22 protein-coding genes are annotated in these 25,171 nt (G+C 72.2%); 8 read left to right on the top strand and 14 right to left on the bottom strand.

Annotation, left to right across the window (positions count from 1 at the left end; genetic code table 11):
* Positions 1-18 precede the first annotated feature (18 nt).
* A complete protein-coding gene (locus tag AC0NZQ_RS05495) occupies positions 19-966 on the top strand; it encodes a sensor histidine kinase (RefSeq protein ID WP_474528640.1) in 948 nt (315 codons plus the stop codon).
* Position 967: 1 nt separating this feature from the next.
* Here the strand turns inward: AC0NZQ_RS05495 and AC0NZQ_RS05490 are convergent, their stop codons facing one another.
* Positions 968-2,566, bottom strand: coding sequence for an MFS transporter (locus tag AC0NZQ_RS05490; RefSeq protein WP_474528639.1), 1,599 nt, complete (start codon positions 2,564-2,566; stop codon positions 968-970).
* Between the two features lie 99 nt (positions 2,567-2,665).
* Between AC0NZQ_RS05490 and AC0NZQ_RS05485 the strand changes: the two genes are divergently transcribed.
* Positions 2,666-3,322: a TetR/AcrR family transcriptional regulator gene (locus AC0NZQ_RS05485; protein WP_474528638.1), complete on the top strand. Its 657-nt coding sequence runs from the start codon at positions 2,666-2,668 to the stop codon at positions 3,320-3,322.
* Positions 3,323-3,527: 205 nt separating this feature from the next.
* Here AC0NZQ_RS05485 and AC0NZQ_RS05480 read toward each other — a convergent pair whose 3' ends face one another.
* The 3 genes from AC0NZQ_RS05480 to AC0NZQ_RS05470 all read right to left on the bottom strand — a co-directional run bounded on the left by AC0NZQ_RS05480 (position 3,528) and on the right by AC0NZQ_RS05470 (position 8,310).
* Positions 3,528-6,068 (bottom strand): bifunctional FO biosynthesis protein CofGH, encoded by a 2,541-nt coding sequence (locus AC0NZQ_RS05480; RefSeq protein ID WP_474529431.1) that lies wholly within the window; start codon positions 6,066-6,068, stop codon positions 3,528-3,530.
* A gap of 114 nt (positions 6,069-6,182) precedes the next feature.
* A complete protein-coding gene (gene fgd / locus AC0NZQ_RS05475; protein WP_474528637.1) occupies positions 6,183-7,187 on the bottom strand; it encodes a glucose-6-phosphate dehydrogenase (coenzyme-F420) in 1,005 nt (334 codons plus the stop codon).
* 7 nt (positions 7,188-7,194) lie between these two features.
* On the bottom strand, positions 7,195-8,310 hold the full coding sequence (locus AC0NZQ_RS05470; protein ID WP_474528636.1) for a GuaB3 family IMP dehydrogenase-related protein: 1,116 nt from the start codon (positions 8,308-8,310) through the stop codon (positions 7,195-7,197).
* A 236-nt stretch (positions 8,311-8,546) separates the two neighbouring features.
* On the opposite strand from AC0NZQ_RS05470, the gene AC0NZQ_RS05465 reads away from it, so the two are divergent.
* Together AC0NZQ_RS05465 and AC0NZQ_RS05460 are read left to right on the top strand one after the other, a co-directional pair.
* On the top strand, positions 8,547-9,824 hold the full coding sequence (locus AC0NZQ_RS05465; protein ID WP_474528635.1) for a GAF domain-containing protein: 1,278 nt from the start codon (positions 8,547-8,549) through the stop codon (positions 9,822-9,824).
* A 182-nt stretch (positions 9,825-10,006) separates the two neighbouring features.
* A complete protein-coding gene (locus tag AC0NZQ_RS05460) occupies positions 10,007-10,678 on the top strand; it encodes a response regulator (RefSeq protein ID WP_474528634.1) in 672 nt (223 codons plus the stop codon).
* A 517-nt stretch (positions 10,679-11,195) separates the two neighbouring features.
* On the opposite strand, the gene guaB is transcribed toward AC0NZQ_RS05460, so the two are convergent.
* Positions 11,196-12,782, bottom strand: coding sequence for an IMP dehydrogenase (gene guaB / locus AC0NZQ_RS05455; RefSeq protein WP_474528632.1), 1,587 nt, complete (start codon positions 12,780-12,782; stop codon positions 11,196-11,198).
* A gap of 115 nt (positions 12,783-12,897) precedes the next feature.
* On the opposite strand from guaB, the gene AC0NZQ_RS05450 reads away from it, so the two are divergent.
* The 4 genes from AC0NZQ_RS05450 to AC0NZQ_RS05435 all read left to right on the top strand — a co-directional run bounded on the left by AC0NZQ_RS05450 (position 12,898) and on the right by AC0NZQ_RS05435 (position 15,207).
* The gene (locus tag AC0NZQ_RS05450; protein WP_474528631.1) at positions 12,898-13,278 is read left to right on the top strand and encodes a DUF5319 domain-containing protein; all 381 of its coding nucleotides are present in this window, start codon (positions 12,898-12,900) and stop codon (positions 13,276-13,278) included.
* Positions 13,279-13,478: 200 nt separating this feature from the next.
* Positions 13,479-13,760 (top strand): WhiB family transcriptional regulator, encoded by a 282-nt coding sequence (locus AC0NZQ_RS05445; RefSeq protein ID WP_474528630.1) that lies wholly within the window; start codon positions 13,479-13,481, stop codon positions 13,758-13,760.
* A 98-nt stretch (positions 13,761-13,858) separates the two neighbouring features.
* Complete coding sequence (locus tag AC0NZQ_RS05440) at positions 13,859-14,254, top strand: ArsR/SmtB family transcription factor (protein WP_474528629.1); 396 nt, start codon at positions 13,859-13,861, stop codon at positions 14,252-14,254.
* Positions 14,254-15,207: a cation diffusion facilitator family transporter gene (locus AC0NZQ_RS05435; RefSeq protein ID WP_474528628.1), complete on the top strand. Its 954-nt coding sequence runs from the start codon at positions 14,254-14,256 to the stop codon at positions 15,205-15,207. The genes AC0NZQ_RS05440 and AC0NZQ_RS05435 overlap by 1 nt, the downstream gene beginning before the upstream one ends.
* Before the next feature lie 60 nt (positions 15,208-15,267).
* Here the strand turns inward: AC0NZQ_RS05435 and groL are convergent, their stop codons facing one another.
* The 9 genes from groL to tsaB all read right to left on the bottom strand — a co-directional run bounded on the left by groL (position 15,268) and on the right by tsaB (position 25,164).
* The gene (gene groL / locus AC0NZQ_RS05430) at positions 15,268-16,905 is read right to left on the bottom strand and encodes a chaperonin GroEL (protein WP_474528627.1); all 1,638 of its coding nucleotides are present in this window, start codon (positions 16,903-16,905) and stop codon (positions 15,268-15,270) included.
* A gap of 86 nt (positions 16,906-16,991) precedes the next feature.
* Positions 16,992-17,297, bottom strand: a complete 306-nt coding sequence (groES, locus tag AC0NZQ_RS05425; protein ID WP_474528626.1) for a co-chaperone GroES — start codon at positions 17,295-17,297, stop codon at positions 16,992-16,994.
* A 197-nt stretch (positions 17,298-17,494) separates the two neighbouring features.
* The gene (locus tag AC0NZQ_RS05420; RefSeq protein WP_474528625.1) at positions 17,495-18,886 is read right to left on the bottom strand and encodes a WD40/YVTN/BNR-like repeat-containing protein; all 1,392 of its coding nucleotides are present in this window, start codon (positions 18,884-18,886) and stop codon (positions 17,495-17,497) included.
* Positions 18,883-19,404, bottom strand: a complete 522-nt coding sequence (locus tag AC0NZQ_RS05415; RefSeq protein WP_474528624.1) for a SigE family RNA polymerase sigma factor — start codon at positions 19,402-19,404, stop codon at positions 18,883-18,885. The genes AC0NZQ_RS05420 and AC0NZQ_RS05415 overlap by 4 nt, the downstream gene beginning before the upstream one ends.
* A 65-nt stretch (positions 19,405-19,469) precedes the next feature.
* Positions 19,470-22,439, bottom strand: coding sequence for an alpha/beta fold hydrolase (locus AC0NZQ_RS05410; protein WP_474528623.1), 2,970 nt, complete (start codon positions 22,437-22,439; stop codon positions 19,470-19,472).
* A 65-nt stretch (positions 22,440-22,504) separates the two neighbouring features.
* Positions 22,505-22,732, bottom strand: a complete 228-nt coding sequence (locus AC0NZQ_RS05405) for a hypothetical protein (RefSeq protein ID WP_474528622.1) — start codon at positions 22,730-22,732, stop codon at positions 22,505-22,507.
* Between the two features lie 274 nt (positions 22,733-23,006).
* Positions 23,007-24,017, bottom strand: coding sequence for a tRNA (adenosine(37)-N6)-threonylcarbamoyltransferase complex transferase subunit TsaD (gene tsaD / locus AC0NZQ_RS05400; protein ID WP_474529430.1), 1,011 nt, complete (start codon positions 24,015-24,017; stop codon positions 23,007-23,009).
* Between the two features lie 8 nt (positions 24,018-24,025).
* A complete protein-coding gene (gene rimI, locus AC0NZQ_RS05395) occupies positions 24,026-24,493 on the bottom strand; it encodes a ribosomal protein S18-alanine N-acetyltransferase (RefSeq protein ID WP_474528621.1) in 468 nt (155 codons plus the stop codon).
* Positions 24,490-25,164, bottom strand: coding sequence for a tRNA (adenosine(37)-N6)-threonylcarbamoyltransferase complex dimerization subunit type 1 TsaB (tsaB, locus tag AC0NZQ_RS05390; protein ID WP_474528620.1), 675 nt, complete (start codon positions 25,162-25,164; stop codon positions 24,490-24,492). The genes rimI and tsaB overlap by 4 nt, the downstream gene beginning before the upstream one ends.
* Between the last annotated feature and the right edge of the window lie 7 nt (positions 25,165-25,171).

Genomic DNA, 25,171 nt, shown 5'->3' with positions numbered 1-25,171 from the left:
CGCCGAGGCGGGGGGCCGATGACACGACGACGCGTGCGGCGGCCCGGTGCTGACGGCGGTCGGGCCGGCGTTGGCCGACGCGGACAGGGGCCGGGGCCGCTGGTCCTGCTGCTCGTCGTCGTCGCGCTCGCCGCCGCGGTCGCCGCGATCACCACCCCCGGCTGGACCACCACCGTGCTGGCCGTCGCCGCCGCGATCGCCTTCGCCCTCGTCGCCGCGTGGCAGCTCGGGGCCCACAGCGCCGGTCCGACGGTGGTCCCGCTGCCTGACGCCGAGCCCGACGTCCCCCGCACCGACCTCATCGCCGCGGTCTCGCACGACCTGCGCACGCCGCTGGCCACGATCGGGGCGTACGTCGAACTGCTGGAGGCCGGCGACGCCGGCGAGCTCAGCGGCGAGATGAGGCAGATGCTCGACGTCGTCGAGGAGAACGTGCAGCGCGCCTACGCCCTCGCCGACGACCTGGTCGAGCTGCGGGGCGTCGACACCGCCAGGCACGAGTCGGTGCGGTTGGCCGATGTCGTGGACCGGGCCGTCCGCGCGCTCGGTCCGGTGGCCCACAGTCGGCAGCTGACGCTCCAGGTGGAGTCCGCCCTGGGTGAGGCGCGGGTCGTCGGCAACGCCGTTGCGCTGGACCGCGTGCTGGTCAACCTCCTCACCAACGCAGTCAAGTTCACGCCCGAGCGCGGCACCATCACGCTGCGCGCCGGCATGGAGCAGGGCAGTGCCGTGATCACGGTGACCGACACCGGCGCCGGCATCCCGCTGCGCGAGCAGCAGCGGATCTTCGAGCGCTACTACCGCGCCGACAGTGCCCGCGCCGACCGCGTCCCCGGCTCCGGACTGGGGCTGGCGATCGTCCGCGAGCTCGTCGCCCAGCACGGCGGCACGGTCAAGGTGACCTCCCGGCCGGGGCACGGCGCCACCTTCACGCTGCGGCTGCCCGCGCTGGCGGCCGCGGCCTGATTCAGGCGGACGTGCCGGCGCGACGCTTCTCGTCGCTTGCGCCGGCGTCGGTGTCCGCACCGATGTCCGTGTCGGCGTCGATGTCGATGGAGGTGAGGGCGAACTCGCCCGCCGCGCCCAGCGCCTCGTCCTCGGCGAGGGCACGGGCGGACAGCGGCCGTCCCGCCTTCGGCATCGCGAAGGTCATCAGCAAGGCGCTGACGGCGAAGAAGCCGGCACCGAGCAGGAACACCAGCCGGTAGGCGCTCTCGGACGGCAGGGCGAGCGGTCCGGCCGGGGTGGCGTGCGTGACGACCTCGGAGGCGAGGATGGTGACGACCAGGGCACTGCCGATGGCGCCGCCGACGGTCCGCATGATCGAGTTGATCGAGTTGGCGATGCCGGTCTCGTGATGGGCCACCGAGGCGACGAGCAGTGCAGGCATGGCGGCATAGGCCACCGCGATCGAGACGTTCGCGATCAGCAGTGCAGCCACCACCTCGCCGCGCGCGCTGTGCAGGAAGGCGAGCCCGAGCATGCCGACGATGCCGATGCCGCAGGCCAGCACGAGTACGCGGCGCGGCCCCAGCGCCGCGACGAGCCGCCCCGCGATCGGTCCGGCCACCAGGCCAGCGAGCGCGCCGGGGAGCATGAAGACGACGCTCGTCTCCAGCGTCGAGGCGGTGAAGCCGAAGCCGGTGAGTGCCTCGGGGCTCTGCACGAAGTAGGTGGCGCCGACGAAGACGGCGAACATGCCGAAGCCGACGCAGAGCGCGGTGAGGTTGGTGACCAGGACAGGACGGCGTCCCAGCAGGGCCGGCGAGACGAGCGGGGTCCGCGTCCGTCGCTGCAGCGCGACGAAGCCGACGAGCAGCACCACCGCGGCCACGAAGAGGGTGATGACACGCAGCGAGCTCCAGCCCCACTCGTGTCCCTGCGAGACCGGTAGCAGCAGCGCCACCAGTCCGGCCGACAGCACCACGGCACCGAGGTAGTCGACGCGGCCACCCTGACCGGGGCGGCCCGGCAGCAGCCGCGTGACGAGGGCGAGAACGACGACGGTGAGCACCGTGCAGAGCCAGAAGACGCGGCGGTAGTCCGCGTCGCCGCGGGTGAGGAGCCCGGTCGCCACCAGCGCGAGGCCGCTGCCGACGCCCAGGCCGGACGCGGTGATCGCCATGGCGCCGGTGAGCCGTGCCGGCGGCAACTCGGTGCGCAAGACCGAGATTGCCAGCGGGAAGAGGCCGAAGCTGAAGCCCTGCAGCGCGCGGGCAACGATGAGCAGGCCGATGGAGTGCGTGGTGGCGGCGAGCAGGCTGCCGGCCAGCGTCAGCACGAGCGCGGCGATCAGCACCGGCTTCTGACCACGGACGTCGCCGAGCCGGCCGAGCAGCGGCGTCACCGCCGACGCCGTGAGCATCGTCGCCGTCGTCACCCAGCCGGTCGCGGTGACACCGGCGTGCAGCTGCGTGCCGATCTGCGGCAGCACGGGGATCACCACCGACTGGATCGCCGAGAGCAGCAACACCGCCACGGCCGCTGTCGCGGTGATGGCGGCGGGTGAGGCGGTGCGGGTGGGAGCGAGCCGCGGGCTGGGCTCGGCGGCGCGAAGCGAGGTCACCCGGCGACGGTAGACCAATAATTGACATCGTGTCGATTTTTGCCGACGTGATGTCGATCGCGCTGCGTCCCCGCGGGACACCGGGCTACTCTCGGCCGCGTGACCGCAGCGCAGACCGACGACGCCGCCGGGGTACGACGGCGCGGCGGCCGCAGCAAGGGCGATCGTCGCGAGGCCCAGATCCTCGACGCGGCCCGCGCGCTGCTCCGGCAACGTCCCTTCGGCGCCGTCACCATCGACGATCTCGCCTCGGCCGCGGGGATCTCGCGCACCGGCTTCTACTTCTACTTCCCGACCAAGCAGGCCGTCCTCGCCGCGCTCATCGAGCAGGTCTGGGCCGACTTCGGCGCGACCCATGCCTGGTTCGACACCGACGGACCCTCACCGAGCGTCCTGCGCGAGCAGGTGACCGCCGTCCTGGCCGTCTGGCGCGAGCACGGCCCCGTGCTGGCCTGCACCCTCGCCGCGGACGACGAGCGCTACCCGCCCCTCGAGCAGTTCGCCAGCCGGGCACGGAGCCGGTTCGTCGACGGCCTCGCAGCCAAGATCCACCGCGACCGCGCCGCCGGTGACGCCCCGGAGGGAATCGACGCGACCACGCTGGCCGAGCTCGTCCTCGACCTGCGCGACGCCCGGATGGCGCGCGTGACCAGCGAGACCGGCGATGCCGCCGTCACCACCGACCGGGACGCCGAGCACGCCGTGGACGACGTGGTCGAGGCCGTGCTGCGGCTGGTCTACGGCCGCTGGGGCTGAGCCCTTCTTTGCTTCGGGTGTTCTGCACCCGAATTCGGGTGCAGAACACCCGAAGCAAAAAAGGTCTGTCTTCCGGGCGGTCCCCGTTGCCGGACCTCGGGCGATGGCCGGTCGGCCAGCCGCAGCGCCCCGGGGCCGGGTCCGCCCGAAGGCCGGGTCCGGCCCCGAGGCCGGGTCGCGCTCCGAGCTCCGGGCGGGGAGAGGGTCACGCCAGGCTGGGCAGCACTCCGGTCCAGTTCGCGGCAGCGGCGAGCCGCTCGGCCGGGACCTCGCGGTATTCGGTGAGGCGTTGCCGGGCCACCCGACCCGGCAGGCCGGAGACGATCTCGTTCAGCTGGGCGACGGTCTTGGCCGAACCGTGCTGGGACCCCGCCATCCGGCTGATCGTCTCTTCCATCAGGGTGCCGCCGAGGTCGTTGACGCCGCCGGCGAGGACCTGCCGGCAGCCGTCGACGCCGAGCTTGACCCACGAGCACTGGATGTTGTCGATACGGCCGTGGAGCAGGATGCGCGCCATCGCGTGCACGACCCGGTTCTCGCGATGGGTCGGTCCGGGACGGGCGACACCTGCCAGGTAGATCGGCGCGTTGGTGTGGATGAACGGCAGGCCGACGAACTCGGTGAAGCCACCGGTGCGGTCCTGAATTCTCGCAAGAGTGCGAAAATGTCCTAGCCAGTGCGCGGGGTTGTCGACGTGGCCATACATCATCGTCGACGACGACCGGAGCCCCACCTCGTGCGCGGTCGTCACCACGTCGATCCACTCCGACGCCGGCAGCTTGCCCTTCGTCAGCAGCCATCGGACGTCGTCGTCCAGGATCTCGGCGGCCGTCCCCGGGATGGTGTCGAGGCCGGCGTCCTTGGCCGTCTGCAGCCACTCCCGCACCGACAGCCCCGTCCGCGCGGCGCCGTTGACGATCTCCATCGGGCTGAAGGCGTGGACGTGCATCTGCGGCACCGCCTGCTTCACAGCACGGACGATGTCGAAGTACGCCGTGCCGGGCATGTCGGGGTGGATACCGCCCTGCATGCAGACCTCGGTGGCGCCCAGCTCCCACGCCTCGCGGGCGCGGCCGGCGAGCTCGTCCATCGACAGGGTGTACGCGTCGGCGTCGGTCCGCCGTTGCGCGAAGGCGCAGAAGCGGCACCCGGTGTAGCAGACGTTGGTGAAGTTGATGTTCCGGTTCACCACGTAGGTGACGTCGTCGCCGTTGACCGAGGCGCGCAGCGAGTCGGCCAGTGCCGCCACCGCGTCCAGCTCGGGGCCGTCGGCGTGCAGCAGCGCCAGCGCCTCGTCGTCGCTGATGCCGGCCGGGTCGCGCTCGGCTGAGCGCAGCGCCGCCGCCACGTCGGCGTCGAGCCGGACGGGCGCGGTCGTGCCGGAGTATCCGGAGGACGTCTCGATGCGCACGGCAGCCTCGGCCACCGTGGCCCAGTCGCCGTAGACCGAGTCGAAGTCCTCGCGCCGATCCGAGGTCCGTCCCTCGCTGTCGATCGCGGTGTGCAGGTCGGTACGCCCCGAGGAGGCGTCCCACACCTCCTCCGGCTCCTGCCAGGGGCGGCCCGTCACCTCGGCGTCGGCCCGCGCCAAGCCGTCGGGTCCCGCGAGCGCCTGCACGTGCGGCATCACCCGGGGATCGAGCCACGGCTCCCCCGCCGTGACGTAGGGCGGGTAGACCGTGAGCCGCTCCACCAGCTCGAAGCCCGCCTCGGCTGATCGGGCAGCGAGCTCGTCGATCTGGGGCCACGGCCGCTCGGGGTTGACGTGGTCCGGGGTGAGCGGGGAGACGCCACCCCAGTCGTCGATCCCGGCCCCCAGCAGCAGCCGGTACTCCTCGCCGATGAGGTTCGGCGGCGCCTGGATGCGCATCCGCGGGCCGAGCACCAGTCGCGTCACCGCGACGGTCGCGGCGAGCTCGGCAATCTCGGCGTCGGGCATCCGGGCCATCGCCGTGTCGGGCTTGGCGCGGAAGTTCTGGACGATGACCTCCTGGATGCCGCCGTAGGCGCGTGCCACGCGGCGGATCGCGAAGATCGACTCGACCCGGTCGGCGACGGTCTCGCCGATGCCGATGAGGATGCCGGTGGTGAAGGGGACGTTCGAGCGGCCGGCGTCCTCGAGCACCCGCAGCCGGACGGCGGGGTCCTTGTCTGGCGAACCCCGGTGGGCGCCGTTGTCGAAGACCTCGCGCGAGGTCGTCTCCAGCATCATCCCCATCGACGGCGCGACTGGCTTGAGGCGCTGGAAGTCCGCCCAGCTCAGCACGCCCGGGTTCAGGTGGGGCAGCAGGCCGGTCTTCTCGAGGACCATGATCGCCATGGCGCGGACGTAGGCGAGTGTGGAGTCGTAGCCGTGCGCGTCCAACCATTCGCGGGCCTGCGGCCAGCGGTCCTCGGGGCGGTCGCCCAGCGTGAAGAGCGCCTCCTTGCAGCCCAACGCCGCGCCCTGCTCGGCGATGGCGAGGACCTCGTCCGGGCTGAGGAACATCGACTCGAGCTTGTGCGGCGCGGTCGCGAAGGTGCAGTAGTGGCAACGGTCGCGGCAGAGTCTGGTCAGCGGGACGAAGACCTTGCGCGAGTAGGTGACGACACCGGGACGGCCGGCGTCGGCCAGTCCCTGGTCGCGGACCCGCGCTGCGGAGGCGCAGAGGTCGACGAGCGCGTCGCCGCGGGCGCCGAGAAGGATCTCGGCCTCGGCGGCGTCGAGGGCGACGCCGTCACGGGCGCGACGCAGAGCGCGGCGCATGCCGCTGGACAGCTCGGAAGTCACGGTGCTCCTGCAGAATTCGGCGACTTCCGCCTCGTCGATCACGTCCGGGCCCCTGTCGGACGGACTTCCCGTCCGGGCCCGCCGCCCACGTTACAACGCGCGGAGCCTCGGCAGGATCTCGTCGCCGTAGAGCTTGAGGAACTTGGCCTGGTCGGGGCCGGGGGCGTGGAAGACGAGGTGGTTGAAACCGAGGTCGAGGTAGGTCTTGATCTTGTCGACGTGCTCGTCGGGATCGGTCGAGACGATGAAGCGCTTGGCGGTCTGCTCGACGCTCAGCGCGTCGGCCAGTCGCTGCATCTCCACCGGGTCCTCGACGCCGGACTTCTGCTCCGGCGTCAGCCCCAGCGCGCCCCAGAAGTGGGTGGCCTTCATGGCCTCGTCCCGGTCGTGGTCGAAGCTCACCTTGACCTCGATCATCATGTCGATGTCGGCCGTCGAGCGCCCGGCCTTCTCGGCGCCCTCGGCGATGGCCGGCATCAGCGTGTCGGTGTAGAGGGCCGGGTCCTTGCCGGAGGTGGTGATCCACCCGTCGCCCTGCCGGCCGGCGAAACGCGTCGCGGCGGGGCCGGAGGAGGCGAGCCAGATCGGGACCTCCTGCTCCGGACGGTCGTAGATGGTCGCCTTGTCCGTGGAGTAGTAGTCGCCCTCGAAGGTGACGCGCTCGCCGTGCCAGAGCTCGCGGATGAGCTTGACTGCCTCGCGGAAGCGGGCGAAGCGCTCCTTGCCGTCGGGCCACTCCACCCCGAGCGGCACCTCGTTCATCGACTCGCCGCTGCCCATGCCGAGGATCACGCGTCCCGGATAGAGACAGCCCAGCGTCGCGAAGGCCTGCGCCACGATCCCCGGGTGGTAGCGGAAGGTCGGCGTCAGCACCGAGGTCCCCATGGTGATCCGCTCCGTGCGAGCGCCCAGCGCACCCAGCCAGGTCATCGCGAAGGGCGCGTGACCCCCGTCGTGCCGCCAGGGCTGCAGGTGATCACTGATGAAGACGGAGTCGAAGCCGTTCTCCTCGGCGAGCACGCCGTAGTCCAGCAGCTCGCGCGGGGCGAACTGCTCGTTGGACGCCTTGTAACCGAGCTTGAGTTCCCTGGCCATGGTGATGTCAGCGCTCCCCGGTGACGATCAATTCCGCGCGTTGGAATTCCTTCAGAGTGCTGTACCCGCACTTGCCCATGACGCGCCGTACCGCGCCGAAGACGTTCTGCTCGCCGGACGGGTCATCGGTCGGGCCCAGCAGCAGCTGCTCCAGCGACGGCCGCTCGTCGGCGAAGGCGAGGTCCACCACGGCCGAGCGCGGCACCCGCGGGTGCGCGGCGGTCGCGTCCCAGTAACGGCCTTTGCCCGGTGACTCCGCCGCCGCGGCCAGCGGCTCACCGAGCATGACTGCGTCGGCGCCGCAGGCCAAGGCCTTGGCGACGTCTCCGCCCGTGGCGAGATCGCCGTAGGCGACCAGGTGCACGTACCGTCCACCGGTCTCGTCCAGGTAGTCCCGGCGCGCGGCGGCGGCGTCGATGAGCGCGGTGGCCATGGGGACGTCGATCCCGAGCATCGAGTGCGTGGTGGAGCCCAGGTGCGCGCCGTAGCCGATGATCACGCCGGCGGCGCCGGTACGCATGAGATGCAGTGCGGTCTGGTAGTTCGAGACTCCGCCGACCAGCACGGGGACGTCGAGGTCGGCGATGAAGGTCTTGAGGTTCAGGCCGGAGGCGTCGTCGGCCATCACGTGCTCGGCCGAGATCACGGTGCCCTGGATGACGAGCAGGTCGATGCCCGCGGCCAGCGCGTGGGGCGCCAGCTCGGCGGTGTGCTGCGGCGAGAGCCGGACCGCCACCCGCACACCCGAGGCCCGCAGCTGGGCGATGCGCTGACGCAGCAACTCGGGAACCACCGGTGCGGCGTAGACCCGCTGCAGCTCGGCGGTGTCGCCGGGGAGCCGATCCAGCTGCGCGGCAGCATCCTCGTAACGGGCCCAGAGTCCCTCGCCGTCCAGCACGGCCAGACCGCCGAGGCGCTCGATCTCGACCGCCGTCTCCGGGGAGACGACCGCGTCCGACGGCGCGGCGACGAAGGGCAGCTCGAAGGCGTGCGCGTCCATCTGCCAGGAGGTCGACACCATCGCCGAGCCCCGGGTGCGCCGGGTGGGCACGAGGGCGATCTCGCTGAGGTGGTAGCCGCGGCGCGCGCTGCGGCCCAGGCCGATCTCGACGGTCTCGGGCATGCGTCCGAGTGTGCCGTACCCCACCGTCGGTGCTCGCAGCGGCCGGAGACGGGACCAACGGCTGCCGGACGCGGGTCGTCCTGCAGACGGTGCGGTCGATGTGGACCGGCAAGGTGAGCAGGTCTCACCAGCGTCGCGGTTCGGGGGAACCGGAATCGTCGGTGCGGCGATCACCCCCGAACGCCCGACATCCCCGAGGTCGACTTGTGACCGCAGCGCCCGACCGAACGCCCCACGTGAGCGCTCGCCAGGCTCCGCGCAGCCCGCGAGGTCCCGGCCGCTCGCGTCGTCCCTATGCCGGTCTCGACGGCAACCAGGTCACCGGGACCCTCGCCCACCCGACCTCCGAGACGGCCCGGCTGCGCCGGCTGATCGAGGCGCAGGCCGTCATCGCCAGCGACCTGTCGCTCACCGACGTGCTGACGCGCATCGTCGGGGCGGCCTGCGAGCTGGCCGGCGCCCGCTACGGAGCCCTCGGCGCCATCGGCCCCGGCGAGCGGATCGAGCAGCTGGTGCAAAGCAACTACGGCACCGATCCCTGCCACGACCCGGCCGAGGCGTTCCGGCCCGAGGGCGTGAGTTTCCTCGTCGTCCCCATCGTCGCGCGCGGCGAGACCGTCGGCGAGATCTACCTCGCCGATCCGCTGCACGGCGCCTTCACCGACGACGACCGCGACCTGGTCAGCGCGCTGGCCGTCACCGCCGGCAGCGCCATCGTCAACGCCCGGCTCTACGAGCAGACCCGGCGGACCGCCGAGTGGTCGCGCTCGTCGCACGACATCACCCGCGCCCTGCTCGCCGAGGCCGATGTCGACCTCGTCCTGGAGATCGTCTCCCAGGCGCTGAGCGCCGCCGGGGCCGACACCGGGTTGCTCGCCCTCCCCGGCCAGGACGGCGTGCTCCGCGCCGTGAAGACGGTCGGGCTCGGTGCCGGACGCTTCCGCAACTGGGTCTTCGACCCCGAGCGGTCCCGATTGGCCGCCCTGCTGGTGGCCGGCGAGCGCGTACTGCGCCCCGACTTCCCGGCCGTGACCAGCCCCACCTTCGACAACGCCGAGAACTTCGGTCCGGTGCTGGTCGCCCCGCTGTCGGACGCCAAGGGCGTGCGGGGCTCGCTGCTGCTGCTGCGGACCGCCGACCGGCAGCCCTTCACCGCCGACGACCTGGCACAGCTGGCGTCCTTCGCCGACCAGGTCGCGCTGGCCCTCGAGCTCGACGACACCCGTAGCGACGGGGCGCGGCTGCGCGAGCTGCAGCTGCGTCACCAGCTCGCCCAGGATCTGTCGGACAACGTCATCCAGCGGCTCTTCGCCACCGGCATGGGACTGCACAGCCTCGCCGCCCTGGACGGGCTGCCCGCGGGCGTCGGCGAGCGGCTGTCGCGTCACGTCAGCGACCTGGACGACACGATCGACGAGGTGCGGGAACGCGTCTTCGGGTTGCGCAACGGGGCCGAGGACTCACCTCCGGTACCGCGCTTCCCCCGCGTCGGGCCCGCTGTCCGCCAGGGGTAAGGGACGAAGCGGACGTCCGGCGGTAGCCTGCGGCAGGCGGTTCGACGTCGCGCCGTACCCCCTGCGGATCGACACGAACCCTCGCGCTGACTAGGTTCGTGACGATGCCCTCACGGGCGCACCACACCGGGCAGAGCGACCCGTACGCTTTCGCCGGAAGCACCCAGAGGAGACCTCGAACCATGACGGCAGCGGATTCGACGACGTCGGTGACGCGCATCTTCCTGCTCGACGACCACGAGATCGTGCGTCGCGGTCTGGCCGAGCTGCTCAACAGCGTCGAGGACTTCGAGGTCGTCGGTGAGGCCGGGACCGTCGCCGAGGCACTGCGCCGCATCCCGGCCGTCGCCCCCGATGTCGCCATCCTGGACGGCCGCCTCCCCGACGGCAGCGGCATCGAGGTCTGCCGCACCGTCCGCGAGGAGCAGCCGAATGTCCGCTGCCTCATCCTCACCTCCTACGACGACGACGAGGCGATCTTCGCCGCCGTGCTCGCCGGTGCCGCCGGGTACGTCCTGAAGCAGATCCGCGGCTCGAACCTCATCGACGCCGTCCGCCAGGTCGCCGCCGGCCAGTCGCTGCTCGACCCGTCGGTCACCGATCGCGTGCTGCGCCGCATCCGCGAGGGCAAGCAGGAGGACGCGCGCCTGGCGTCCCTGAACGCGCAGGAGCGCAAGATCCTCGCGCTCATCGCCGAGGGCCTCACCAACCGGCAGATCGGCGAGCGCCTCTTCCTCGCCGAGAAGACGGTGAAGAACAACGTCTCCAGCCTGCTCGCCAAGCTCGGCATGCAGCGTCGCACCCAGGCCGCCGTCTTCGGCGCCAACCTCAAGGACACGCCCGAGAGCTTCTGACCCGCTGTTCTTGATCCGCCGGTAACGAGCTCGCCTGGCCCGCTCCCTGCGCCGCCCTCGCCCGTTTGCACCTGGCAGCGTCGCCAACGCCCAGCTGCAGGGGGCCGATAGCAGCGCTTCGGGGTGCAAACCGGGGACGCACGCGAGGGGTGACGCGGCCGAGCCCTCCGGGCGAGGGGTGACGCGGCCGAGCCCTCCGGGCGAGGGGTGACGCGGCCGAGCCCTCCGGGCGAGGGCGGGTCAGCCCCGAGCCCGCCTGCGCGACGGCGAACGAAATGAGCCGAGTTTGCGCGCGGATCGAAGGACGGCCCCGAACGCAGTGAGCGGGCCAGACAAGATCCGTACCGGCGGAAGGGCACGGCGAGGGGTGCCGCGGCCGAGCCCTCCGGGCGAGGGTGGGTCAGCCCCGACCCCGCCTGCGCGACGGCGAACGGAGTGAGCCGAACTCGCGCGCGGATCGAAGGACGGCCCCGAACGCGGTGAGCGGGCCAGACAAGATCCGTACCAGGCGGAGCAATTAGGCCGAGTAGTTGGGCGCTTCCACCGTCATCTGGATGTCGTGGGGGTGCGACTCCTTCAGGCTGGCCTGCGTGATGCGGACGAACTGGCCGCGGTCGGCGAGCTCGCCGACGGTCCGGGCGCCGACGTAGAACATGGACTGCCGCAGCCCGCCGATGAGCTGGTGGACCACCGCCGAGAGCGGACCGCGATAGGCGACGCGCCCCTCGATGCCCTCGGGGACGAGCTTGTCGTCGCTGGTGACCTCGGCCTGGAAGTAGCGGTCCTTGGAGTAGGACTTCTTGCCGCGCGAGCTCATCGCACCGAGCGAACCCATGCCGCGGTAGCTCTTGAACTGCTTGCCGTTGACGAAGATCAGGTCACCCGGCGACTCGTCACAGCCGGCGAGCAGCGAGCCGACCATGACGGTGTCGGCGCCGGCGACGATGGCCTTGGCGATGTCGCCGCTGTACTGCAGTCCGCCGTCGGCGATCACCGGGACGCCCGCGGGCTTGCAGGCGCGGGCGGCCTCGTAGACGGCGGTGATCTGCGGCGCGCCGACACCGGTGACGATGCGGGTGGTGCAGATGGACCCCGGCCCCACGCCGACCTTCACCGCGTCGGCGCCGGCGTCGACGAAGGCCTGCGCGCCGGAGCGGGTGGCCACGTTGCCCCCGATCACCTGGACGTGCCTGGTGGCCGGATCGGACTTCAGCCGGGCGACCATGTCCAGCAGCAGCCGGACGTGCCCGTGCGCGGTGTCGGCCACGAGGACGTCCACGCCGGCGTCGATGAGGGTGGTGGCGCGCTCCCAGGCGTCGCCGAAGTAACCGATGGCCGCCCCGACCATCAGCCGGCCGTGGGCGTCCTTGCTCGCGTTCGGGAACTGCTCGGACTTCACGAAGTCCTTGACGGTGATGAGCCCGGCAAGGCGCCCCTCGGCGTCCACCAGCGGCAGTCGCTCGCGCTTGTGCTGCCGCAGGATCGCGGTGGCCTCGTCGTGACCGATCTCGACCGGCGCGGTGATGAGCGGCGTCGGCGTCATCACCTCGTTCACCTTGGTGCTGGCCCACTCGCCCACCGGCACGAAGCGCAGGTCGCGGTTGGTGATGATGCCCAGCAGCCGCTGGTCGCCGTCCACCACGGGCAGGCCGGAGATGCGGTACTCGCCGCAGACCTCGTCCAGCTCCTCGAGGGTGGCGTCCGGGCCGATGGTGACCGGGTTGGGGATGCGACCGGTCTGCGTCCGCTTTACCAGGTCGACCTGTCGGGCCTGGTCGTCGATGGAGAGGTTGCGGTGCAGCACGCCGATGCCGCCCTCGCGCGCCATGGCGATCGCCATCCGCGCCTCGGTGACGGTGTCCATCGCGGCCGACAACAGCGGCACGGCGATGTCGATCTCGCGGGTCAACCGCGCGGTGGTGTCGACCTCGCTGGGGATGACGTCGGTCTCGCCGGGTATCAGCAGCACGTCGTCGTAGGTGAGCCCGACGGCCGCGAACTTGGCCGGCAGACCGGCGGACAGATCGTCGGACGAGAAGTCGTCAGGCAACGAGAACTCCCTGTGCTGGCCGGGTGTTCGCCGCGGAGCGCGTCGAAACGCCATCGTACGCAGCGGCCGGCAGCGTCCCGTGCTCGTGGTGCCAGCTCTGTGAGCCGGTTGGCGCGGCGGGGCCTTCGGGAATTACCGTGGGCCGCGTGACCGAAGCGACCGGTGCCCGATGAACCTCGACGACGGCCCGCTGGACCCCTTCCTGGGGGACCCGGACGACCCGGCGTCACTGCTCGACGGTGACGAGCCGCCGGCCCCGCTGAGCGACGACGAACGGGCCGATGTCCTGGCCGACCTCACCGACCTCGGCGCGTTCCGCAGCGTCCTGGAGCCGCAGGGCGTCGACGGCATCGTGGTCGACTGCGGCGACTGCGGCGAGCAGCACTTCTTCGGCTGGGACCTCATGGCCGCCAACCTGCGTGCCCTGCTCGGCGAGGGACGCACCCACGTCCACGAGCCGGCTTTCGCCCCCGACCCGCACGCCTACGTCACCTGGGACTACGCCCGCGGCTACGCCGACGCCGTGGACGCGCTCACCGAGCGCGCCTGACCCGGCCGCGGCTCGACTGCCGCGGCGCCTCCCCCGGGCACACGTTCGTCCGGATCGCCGGCTTTTGTCCCCTCAGGTGTTGCTCACCGGACCGAATCTCGTGTAGCCGCCGTTACCTTTGGCCCGGTCGCTCTTTGGACTCCCCAGACGGACCACGCATGCGGGTGCGTGGTCCCCGGAGTCCGGAAGGACGAACAGCCATGGCCGAGATTCGACGGCTCCCCGCCCCGCGCGAGGGCGACTGGGACTGGCAGGTCGATGCCGCCTGCCGCGGCAAGGACACCGCCACCTTCTATCACCCGGAGAACGAGCGCGGCCCCTCACGCGCACGCCGCGAGATGCAGGCCAAGGCCGTCTGCTCGGGCTGCCCCGTGGTCCAGAACTGCCTGCGCTGGGCACTGGCGGCCCGTGAGCCCTACGGCGTCTGGGGCGGCCTCTCGGTCGAGGAGCGCGAGCAGCTGCTCACCAAGCAGTCCGCCTGATCCACCCGCACCACCAGCTGCGGCCGCTGCCGGTTCGGCCCACCCCTCGTTTCCGCTGCCCTCTCGGCGCTACAGTCGACGCCTGAACGATTGTTCAGATGTCAACAAGGGAGGCGGCCGTGGCGACACCGATCACCGTGGACGACTGCGACGTCCGCGTCGTGGACGCCGAGCGGGTCCGCGACGTCAGGGCGGCCATGCCGGGCGAGGAGGTCGTCCGGGACGCCGCCGACGTCTTCGCGCTGCTGGGTGATCCCGGCCGGCTGCGGCTCGTCATCGCCCTGCTCGAGGGCGGCGAGCTCTGCGTCTGCGACATCGCCGCCGCGACGGGACAGAGCGAGAGCGGCGTCAGCCACGCGCTGCGGCTGCTGCGGGCGCACCGGATCGTCTCGGTGAGCCGGCGCGGCCGCATGGCCTATTACCGGCTCGAGGACGCCCACGTCCGGATGCTGCTGGACATCGGCATGACGCACACGCAGGACGAGGGTGCGTGATGAGCCGCGCACACGACCACAGCGACCACGGCAAGAGCGGGACCGGGCACCACGGCCACTCCCACGGCGTCGCCGCCGACGCGGACCGCCGCTACCTCGTCGTCGCGCTGGCCCTGCTCGGCGGCTTCCTCGTCACCGAGGTCGTGGTGGCGATCGCCTCCGGCTCGCTGGCCCTGCTCTCCGACGCCGGTCACATGCTCTCCGACGTCGGCGCCATCGCCGGGTCGCTATGGGCGATGCGGCTCGCGGCGCGGCCGGCCGCCGGCGCCTGGACCTACGGCCTCAAGCGCGCGGAGATCCTCTCGGCCGCCGGCAACGGCATCACGCTGCTCGTCGTCAGCGCGCTCATCGCCTTCGAGGCGGTGCAGCGGCTGGCCGATCCGCCCCCCGTGGCGGGGCTGGCGGTGCTGGTGGTCGCCCTCGTCGGCGTGGCCGTCAACATCGCCGCCACTGCCGTGCTGGCACGGGCCAACCGGACGAGCCTCAACGTCGAGGGTGCGTACCAGCACGTGCTGACCGACCTCTACGCCTTCATCGGCACGGCCGTCGCCGGTGTCGTCATCCTTCTCACCGGGTGGACCCGGGCCGACGCCATCGCCTCGCTGCTGGTGGTGGCGCTGATGCTCCGAGCCGCGTGGAGCCTGCTGCGCGACTCCGGCCGGGTGCTGCTCGAGGCCGCGCCCGAGCACGTCGACCTCGACGAGCTGCGCGACCACCTGCTCGGCAACGACCACGTGCTCGACGTCCACGACCTGCACGTCTGGACCGTGACCTCCAACCTGCCGGCGCTCTCGGCCCACGTCGTCGTGGAGAAGGAGTGCTTCACCGACGGCCACGCCCCGCAGATCCTCGACACGCTGCAGACCTGCCTCACCGGGCACTTCGACGTCGAGCACTCCACCTTCCAGCTCGAGCCCGCCGGACACGTCGAGCACGAGGCCGAGCTGCACTGACACCCGCTGACGACAGCGGCCCCGCAGCGAGTCGCTGCGGGGCCGTCGTCGTGTGGTGCGTCAGTGCGAGTGGCCGTGACCGTGGCCGTGGGAGTGGCCGTGACCGTGGCCGTCGTCCTCCGGCTCGGCGGGCTTCTCGACGATGGCGGACTGCGTCGAGAGCACCAGCGAGGCGACCGAGGCGGCGTTGGAGAGCGCAGCCTTGGTGACCTTCACCGGGTCGACGACGCCGGCCTCGAGCAGGTTGCCGTACTCGCCGGTCGCGGCGTTGAGGCCGTGGTTGGCCTCGAGCTCGCGAACCTTGGCGACGACGACGTAACCCTCGTCGCCGGCGTTCTGCGCGATCCAGCGCAGCGGCTCGACCAGGCCCGTGCGGACGACCGCGACACCGGTCGCCTCGTCGCCGGAGAGTCCCAGGTCGCCCTCGAGGGCGCTCGAGGCGTGGACGAGAGCAGCACCGCCACCGGCGATGATGCCCTCTTCGACCGCGGCGCGGGTGGCCGAGATGGCGTCCTCGATGCGGTGCTTGCGCTCCTTCATCTCGACCTCGGTGGCCGCGCCGACCTTGATGACGCCGACGCCGCCGGCGAGCTTGGCCAGCCGCTCCTGCAGCTTCTCGCGGTCCCAGTCGGAGTCGGTCTCCTCGATCTCGCGACGGATCTGCGCGACCCGGGCGTCGATCTCGCTCTGCGCGGCCGAGCCGTGGGTCACCGTGGTGGTGTCCTTGGTGACGACGACGCGGCCGGCGGTGCCGAGCGACTCCAGGCCGACCTGGTCGAGCTTGAGGCCGACCTCGGGGGCCACGACCTCGGCACCGGTGACGATGGCGAGGTCCTGCAGGAACGCCTTGCGGCGGTCACCGAAGAACGGCGCCTTGACCGCGACGGCGGTGAAGGTCTTGCGGATCGAGTTGACGACCAGCGTGGAGAGCGCCTCGCCGTCGACGTCCTCGGCCACGATGACCAGCGGCTTGCCGGCCCGCGCCACCTTCTCCAGCAGCGGCAGCAGGTCGCTGACCGCGGAGATCTTCTGCGTGGTGATGAGCAGGTACGGGTCGTCGAAGGCCGCCTCGGAGGCGTCGGCGTCGGTGACGAAGTACGGGCTGATGTAGCCCTTGTCGAACTGCATGCCCTCGGTGAACTCGAGCTCGGTGTTCATCGTCTGGGCTTCCTCGACGGTGATGACACCGTCCTTGCCGACCTTGGTGAAGGCCTCGGCGATGAGGCCGCCGATGACGGCGTCCTGGGCCGAGATGGTCGCGACGTGCGCGATCTCCTTCTCGCCGTTGACCGGCTGGGCCGCCTTGTCCAGCGCGCCGTTGACGGCCTCGACGGCGGCGTCCATGCCGCGCTTGAGGGCCGTCGGGTTGGCACCGGCGGCGACGTTCTTCAGGCCGGCGTTGACCAGCGCCTGGGCCAGCACGGTGGCGGTGGTGGTGCCGTCGCCGGCGATGTCGTTGGTCTTGGTCGCCACCGACTTCGCCAGCTGGGCGCCGAGGTTCTCGTACGGGTCGTCCAGCTCGATGTCACGGGCGATGGTGACGCCGTCGTTGGTGATGGTGGGCGCGCCGAACGACTTCGAGAGCACCACGTTGCGGCCCTTGGGGCCGAGGGTGACCTTGACGGCGTTCGCGAGCTTGTCGACACCGCGCTCGAGCGCGCGGCGGGCGTCCTCGTCGAAGCTGAGGGTCTTCGCCATGATTCTTCCTTCCTGAGCGAGTGAGGGCACAACCGAAACGCCCCGGCGCACGCGGGTGCGCGGCCGGGGCGGTGACGGAGGCGGTCCTACTTCTCGATGATGGCGAGGACGTCGCGGGCAGAGAGGACCAGGTAGTCCTCCCCGCCGTAGCGAACCTCGGTGCCGCCGTACTTGCTGTAGAGCACGACGTCGCCCACGGCGACGTCCAGCGGGACGCGGTTGCCGTTGTCGTCGACACGGCCCGGGCCCACGGCGAGGACGGTGCCCTCCTGCGGCTTCTCCTTGGCGGTGTCCGGGATGACGATGCCGGACGCGGTGGTGGTCTCGGCCTCGTTCGTCTGGACGACGATGCGGTCCTCGAGCGGCTTGATGCTGACCTTGGTGGCGGTCACGGTATGGCTCCCCTTCGCGATGAAGTCAGTTCACTAAGTAGCTAGTGGTCGGGGGCGGCTGCCGTCGCGGGGATCAGCCTCCTCCTGATTGGCACTCTAACGCGGTGAGTGCCAGCGTGTCGACGCCGGGTCTGGCCCGCGACGATCGTGGACCGAAACGCCGAACTGTTCGGCGTGTCGGTCCACGATCGGGTGGGTCAGGTGAAGCGGGCCGCCCGCCAGGACTTCCCCGCGTCGGTGGAGGTGTAGATGGTGCGGCCGTCGGCGGCGATGGCGTGCACGACCTGCGCCGACGCGAAGCCGAGGTAGGTCAGCTGCCCCACGTCGGCGGCACGACGGAAGGTCGCGCCACCGTCGGTGGTGCGGTACGTGTCGTCCGAGCTCACCAGCAGCGTCTCGGCACTCGCGGCGCCGAAGGCGGTGATGTCACCGGCGCCGAGTGCGGCGGCCTCGGCCGTGAAGGTCGCGCCGTCGTCGGTGGAGATCGCGACGGACTGCGCACCCCCGGTCCGGGCCCGGCACACCACCGCGACGGACCCGTCCGCAGCGGTCGTGAGCGCGACCGAGTCGACCTCGCCGCCGGTCTGCGGACACGGCTCGCCCAACCTGCCCCAGCTGCGGCCCCCGTCGTCGGAGGACCACAGCGACGAGGTCGCGCGACCGGCACCACCGGCCGGGTTCCCGTACTCCAGCAGGTAGGCCTGGCTGCCGGTGCGGGAGAGAGCCACGCCGTCGCCGGCGCCGGCCGGGCCGGGCAGGTCGACGCCCTTCCAGGAGGTCGACCCGACGTCGCTGACCTGCACCCGGTAGTCACAGCCGGGCGGGCACTGCGCGGCGTCGCTGCTGACGCGGATCACGGTGCCGTCCAGCGTCTCGAGCGCGTCCGCGCCGCCGGGGAGCCGCTGCCAGCTCTGCGCCCCGTCGGTGGTGAGGAAGAGCGCGTCCCGGCCGAAGGCGTAGCCGATGTCGTCGGTGGCGAAGCGGAGGTCGGTCACGCACGGACCGGCGCAGCCACGGACACCGGGGACCTGGAACGGGGTGTTGGGGCGCCCCTTCCAGCTCAGCCCGCCGTCGTCGGTGTGCAGCAGCGCCGTGCAGCGCCCGGAGGTCTGCAGGCAGTCGGCCGAGCCCAGGGCCCAGCCGTTGCCGCCGCCGGTGAAGGTGATCGCGGCGACGCGGACGTTGGTCAGCGTCGGGACGGTGATGCGCCGGGCCTGGCTCGACAGCGGGGACGGCTGCGCCGAGCTGCTGCTCTCCACCGAGTTCAGCGCGGACGACGGCGGCCCCGTCGTCGGGGCGGGCGAGGTCGTGGCCGGCTGCTCGGCGACCGGCCGGTCGGGACCGTCCTGGCCGGAGCGGGCGATCCCCAGCGCGATCCCGGCCACCGCGACCACCGCCGCGGCGACGGCCATGAGCCGTAACCAGGGGAGCTCGGTGCGACGACGCCGGCGGTGCGTCCTGCTGCCGGCGGCCCCGGTGCGGGCGAGGACACGCGCGGCGACGAGGTCCCCCGCCGGGGCCCGTTCGGCCTGTTCGGCCAGCCGTCGCCGCAGCTCGGCGACGTGCGCGTCGTGATCGTGTTCGGTCATGATGTCCTCCCCGCGAGCGGCGGGTCGAGGCGGTCGCGCAGGGTTGCGAGACCGCGGCTGACGAGGCTGCGGACCGTGCCGACCCGACAGCCGAGCGCATCGGCGGTGTCGCGGTCGTCGAGATCCTCGAAGAAGCGCAGCACGAGTGCCGCACGCTGCCGGTCGGGGAGGCCGGCCAGGATGTCGGTGAGCTGGTCGCGATCGGCGATCCGCCCGAACGGGTCGTGGTCGTCGATCTGGTCGGGGACGTCGGCGAAGGCCAGCTCGCGCCGCGACGCCCGCCGCGTGGTGTTGACGAAGGCGTTGGACAGCGATCGGCGCACGTAGGCCAGCGGGACGTCCGCCGCCTGCACCCTGTCCCACTTCGGATACAGCCGGACGAGGGTGTCCTGGACGAGCTCCTCGGCGCCCTGCGCACTGCCGGTCAGCAGATACGCGGTACGCAGCAACGCCGGGGTGTTGTCTCTGACGAATGCGCTGAACTCGGTGTCGTCACTGACACCGGCCCCTCGGTCCACGTGCACGGCCTCCACATACGAGTTGACAGCGCCGGGGCCGCGCGCGTTGCACCGCGAGGAAAATTTCAGGAAATCTCGACGTACCCGGTCTCGCCCCGCCGCCAGACGACCCGACCCTCCCCCGGCTGCGGCACGCCCTCGGCCTGCAGCGCACGCCATTGCGGGCGGTGCCAGGTCGTGAGCGGCAGCGCCTGCACCTGCTGGACATAGCCGGGCCGCTGCGAGGCGGGGAGCTTGTCCAGGACGCGCTGAAGATCGGCGGCGGTGATGCTATCGCCCTCGCGCAGGGTGAAGGCGGCGACGAGCACCTCCTCGCCGGAGTCGTCGCGGACGCCGTAGGAGACGACGAGGTCCACCGCGGGGACACCGCCGAGCGCGAACCGCACGCCGGAGGGGACGGCCGGACCGGACGCGGTGTGGACGACCTCGGCCGCCGAGCCCGCCAGCCACAGGTCGCCGTGCTCGTCGCGCAGGAAGAGGTCCCCGGTCGAGCGCCAGGCGTCGCCGGGCTCGAAGACGCCGCGCAGCGGCACGCCGGCGTAGGCGTCACCCGGTCGCACCCGGCTCAACAGCAGTCCGAGCTCGTCGGTGGCGCACTCGCGGGCCAGACCGTGGTCGTCGGTGACGAGCCGGCCGACCTCCAGGTCGTAGGCGGCGACCTTCACCTCCGCGGTGCCGGGCAGCGGACGTCCCATGGAGCCGGGGGCGCGGCCGGTGACGTTGGCCAGGATGGTCTCGCCTTCGGCCGAGGCGTAGAACTCCAGCACCTTGGTGGTCGGGAAGCGTTCGGTGACACGGCGCCACAGGTTGCGGGGCATGCCGGAGCCGATGAACATCCGGATCGGGTGGTACTGCTCGGCCGGGTGCGGCGGCGCGTTGACGACCTCCCGCAGCGAGGCCCAGGTGTAGGAGACGTGGGTGGCGCCGTAGCGGCGGACCTCGGTCCAGAAGGTGTCCGGGTCGTGGTCGCTGGCCATGGCGAAGCGGGCGCCGCTGGCCACGGCGCCGCCGATGCTCATCAACAGCGCCGAGGAGTGGTAGATCGGCGTCGTCGAGAAGATGGTGTCGCCGGGGCGCAGCGAGGCGGCCGAGGCCGTTCCGAGGGCCGACAGCGCCCACCGCCGGTTGGTGATGTGCAGCGCCTTGGTGCCGGTGCCCTCGCCGGTGAAGAGGACGAAGGCGACGTCGCCCGCGCGGTGCGGGTTCGGGCTGTACCAGGCCGGCAGCGCCACCTCGTCGGGGTCGATGCGCTCCATGTCCACGGCGTCGGGGTGCACCTCGCGCCATTCGCCGCCACCGCCGAGCACCGCCCAGCTGACGTTCTCGATCTTGTCGATCAGCTCGGTGTGCTCGGGGTCGCTGATCACCCACGTGGCGCGACCCAGCTCCACCTCGCGGGCCACGTCGGCGTCCGGACGCAGCAGCACCGCGGTGGCGCCGAGCCGGCTGAGCGCGGCGAGCAGAGTGAAGGCCGAGGGACGCGTCCGCATGAGGACGCCCACCCGGTCGCCCTGCCGCACGCCGATGCTGGTGAGGCCCTTGACGACGTTGTCCACGCGGGCCTTGACGTCGTGCTGCCGGTGCGCGCGGTCGCCGAAGAGGAAGGCGATGTCGCCCGGCGCGCGCCGGGCCTGCTCGTCCAGCAGCAGGCCGAGGGAGATGCGCGTGGAGGGTTCCAGCTGCTGGATCCGGGCGAGCTTGGGCAGCTGCGCCGGCGCCTCGCGGGCGACGCTGCGGGCCAGGTTGGTCGCCCGTCGCACGTTGCCCACCACGGCGCGGCCCAGGCCGATGGAGAGCTCGGTCGCCTGCGCGAGTGCGGTGGCGGCGGTGGTAGGACGCAGCGTGCGGGAGGTGTCCACCGTGTCGGCCATGACGATGCTGTCGGGCAGCGTCCGGCTTCCCGAGCGCCAGGCGACCCAGTCGGCGACGGCCGGCCAGGTGATGGTGGTGGCGTTGCTGCCGACGACGAGGCCGAAGTGACCGGCGTTGATGGTCACCTCGTAGACCTCGGCGCGCGGCGCGGCGCGGCGGATGGCGCGAGCCGAGTCGGGGTGGCCGAAGGTGTCCGAGGTCCCGATGACGGTGAGCACCGGCAGGTCGATGTCGGCCAGCGTGACCAGCTCGTCGTCGATGACGAAGCCGCCCTGCAGCATGCGGTTGTGGGCGACGAACTGCTCCAGCAGCTCGGCGATGGCAGGACCGGAGTACGCCGTCCAGCCGCGGCTGTCCAGGAACTGGCGCTGCTTCTCGCGCGGCAGCAGGGCGTCGCGATCGTGAAGCTGCAGCAGGAACTGGATCCGCCCCTGGATGGACTTGGCCGGGGTCAGCGCCTTGAAGCCCAGCCGGATGAACCAGCTCGGCACCGCGCGGCTGCGCAGCAGCCCCGAGTCCACGATGTCGCGGGCCAGGCGGGCTGCCACGTCCGGCGCCACCGGGATCGGCAGCGGCGCGGTGGTGTCTACCGGGGAGCCGAAGGTCACCAGGGAGTCGATGTCCTTGCCGCGGCGGTAGGCGGCGGTCTGGTAGGCGAACATGCCGCCCTGCGAATAGCCGGAGAGGACCACCTTGGCGCCGGCAGCGGACGCGACGAAGTCCACCGCCTCGCTGACGGCCAGGATGTGGTCGGTGAGGTTGCGCTCCAGCCCACCGGGCTCGTGGCCGGGGTCGCCGAAGTCGATGACCCAGGGGTCGATGCCCGCCTCGTGCAGGGCCGCGACCGCTGACGTCGCCGGCGAGACGTCCCAGACCTCGGCCGTCATCATCAGCGGCGGCACCAGCAGGATCGGCATGGCGCCGGCGGGGACGTCGTCGGGGAAGTAGTGCCGCAGCCGGTAGATGTTCTTCTCGGCGACGACCGCGAACGGCGACTCCTCGTCGTCGGTCTCCAGCCCGCCGAAGCGGACGACCTCGGCGACGTTGCGCGCGGTGTGGGTGACGCGCTTGGCGTACTTCGCGGCGGCGCCGGGGAGGGCGACGACACCACCCCGGCGGGGGCGTGCGACGTCCTTGCTGCTGCTCTCCTCGGATTTCGCCACACACCGACTCTGCTAGGCGAGCGGGCCCGGGGCAAGCCGGTGTGCGGAGCTGCTCAGAGCATGCCTCAGCGGACGCGCTCGAAGGGCCACGCGTGCGGTGGCCGGGCCATGAGCTCGGCGGGGGCGTCGGGCAGTCCCTGCCCGGTGGGGTCGATGACGACGACCCGATCGTCCGCGCTGCGGTACACCCGCGCAGCGGCCGGCGCGTGCTCGACCGCGTACGCCAGCAGCTCGGAGGCACGGCCGGGGAGCGCCTTCGCCTCCCACATCACCGTCCGGCCGGCGCGATTCACCGCTTCTCCCCGTCCGTCTCGCGAGGTGCCGTCACCCCGTCCGTCTCGCGTGGCGCCATCTCCCCGCCCGTCCCGCGTGGCGCCGTCACCCCACCCGTCCCGCGTGGCGCCGTCACCCCACCCGTCTCGCGAGTGGTCGATTTCCGGCCCGAGTGGTCGCCCCGGGGGCGACCACTCGGGTCCGGAATCGACCACTCGGCGCGGGGGGCGGGCACAGCGTCAGGGGCATGCAGGGGGCCGGGGGTGGGAGCCGAGTCGAGCAGAGCGTGGGACGTCACGACAGCTGCGCCTTCTCCAGCTCCACGGTAGGGATGGCTGAGAAATCGGGGTGCGAGGGCGTCGCGCCGTCGCGGACGAGCAGGTCGCCGATGGCGGCGATCATGGCGCCGTTGTCGGTGCAGAGCCGCATCGGCGGGATGCGCAGCTCGATGCCGGCGACCTCGCAGCGCTCGGCGGCGAGCGCCCGGATCCGGCTGTTGGCCGCGACGCCGCCGACGATGACGAGGGTCTCGACGTCCTGGTCACGGCAGGCCCGCAGCGCCTTCGTCGTGAGGACGTCGGCGACCGCCTCCTGGAACGACGCGGCGACGTCCTCGGCGCTGACGTCGGGATGCGCCTCGACGTAGCGCGCCACGGCCGTCTTCAGCCCCGAGAAGGAGAAGCCCAGCGGCGGGTCGTTGCGACCCGTGAGCGGGCGGGGGAAGCGGATGGCCTCGGGGTCGCCGGCCTTGGCCGCCTTGTCGATGGACGGACCGCCGGGGTACGGCAGTCCGATCAGCCGGGCGACCTTGTCGAAGGCCTCGCCGGCGGCGTCGTCGACGGTGTCGGAGAGGTGGACGATCGGGGTCCGGACCAGGTCCCGGACGCCCAGCAGCGAGGTGTGCCCGCCGGAGACGATGAGGCCGACCGAGCGCTCCGGCAGCGGGCCGTGCTCCAGGGTGTCAGCGGCGGCGTGGCCGGCGAGGTGGTGCACGCCGTAGAGCGGGACGCCGAGCGCCAGCGAGTACGCCTTGGCCGCGGCGACGCCGACGTGCAGTGCGGTCGCCAGTCCCGGACCGGCGGTGACGGCGACCGCGCCGACGTCGTGCAGCGTGATGCCGGCGTTCTCCAGCGCCCGGTGCACGGTCGGGACCATCGCCTGCACGTGCGCCCGCGCGGCGATCTCCGGGACGACCCCGCCGAAGCGGGCATGCTGGTCCATGCTGCTGGCCAGCGCGTCGCCGAGCAGCACGCCGTCCTGCACGAAGCCGACGCCGGTCTCGTCGCAGGACGTCTCGATCCCCATCACGATGGTCACGACGCAAGCTCCTTCCGCATGGTCAGCGCGTCCACGCGGCCGTTCTCGTAATAGCCGCGGCGCACGCCGACGCGGGTGAAGCCGTCGCTCTCGTACAGCGCGATCGCGGCGTCGTTGTCCTGCCGGACCTCCAGGAAGGCCTCGACCGCGCCGCGACGCGTCGCCTCGGCCAGCAGCTCGGTGAGCAGCCGGCGTCCGATGCCGCGGCGACGGGCCGCCGGAACGGTGCCGACGGTGAGGATCTCGGCCGTGGCGTCGGAGGGCTCGCCGAGCACCATGACCCCGGCCCAGCCGAGCAGGCCGCCGTCGTCCTCGGCAGCGACGTAGTAGCGGGTGCGGGTGTCGGCGAGTTCGCCGCGGTAGCCGCTGCCGCTCCACGCCTCGGGGCCGAACATCTCGCGCTCGAAGGGCAGCAGCGCATCGACGTGCGCGCCCGTCATCGCCACGATGCGGACCGTCGTCACGCCGTCACCGGCTTCGGTGCACCCGGCACCACGGCGTCCGGCCGCCGCAGGTACATCGGGTCGAGCACCTCGCCCGGCGCGCCGGCGACGACGCGGTCGAGCGCCAGGCCGACGAGGGCGACGGGGTCCGGGTAGCGCTCGCTGCGGCGCGGCAGCTGCGGCCAGAGGTCCTGGTAGAGCTCGCCGCCGGCGCCGGCGATGGCGGAGACCCCCGCGAGGTCGATGTCGGCCGGCCGCGCCACGGCGGGTGGCGTCAGGCGGGCGCCCGCGCGGTAGCGCGCCCAGTAGACCTCGCGCCGGCGGGCATCGGTGGCGACGAGCAGCTCGGGCTCGTCCGCGGCGGCGACGCCGAGGGCGTCCAGCGAGCAGACGCCGTAGCTCGGGACCCCAACCGCGTCGGCGATCGCGGCGGCGGTGACCAGCCCCACCCGCAGTCCGGTGAAGGGTCCGGGGCCGAGACCGGCGACGACGGCGCCGAGCTCGGCGGCCGCGATCCCGGCGTCGCCGAGACAGTCGGCGATCGCGGGCGAGAGGAGCTCACCGTGACCGCGGGCGGCCAGCGGGGCACGTTCCGCGGCGAGGGTGACCTCGGTGCGGTCGTGGGCGCGCTCGACGAGCACGATCCCGGCCGTCACGGCCGGCGACGAGGTGTCGATGGCGAGGACGTACACGCCGACC

The organism is Jatrophihabitans sp. sgz311053, from assembly GCF_056135305.1.
This window is presented reverse-complemented; position numbering and strand designations above follow the sequence as displayed.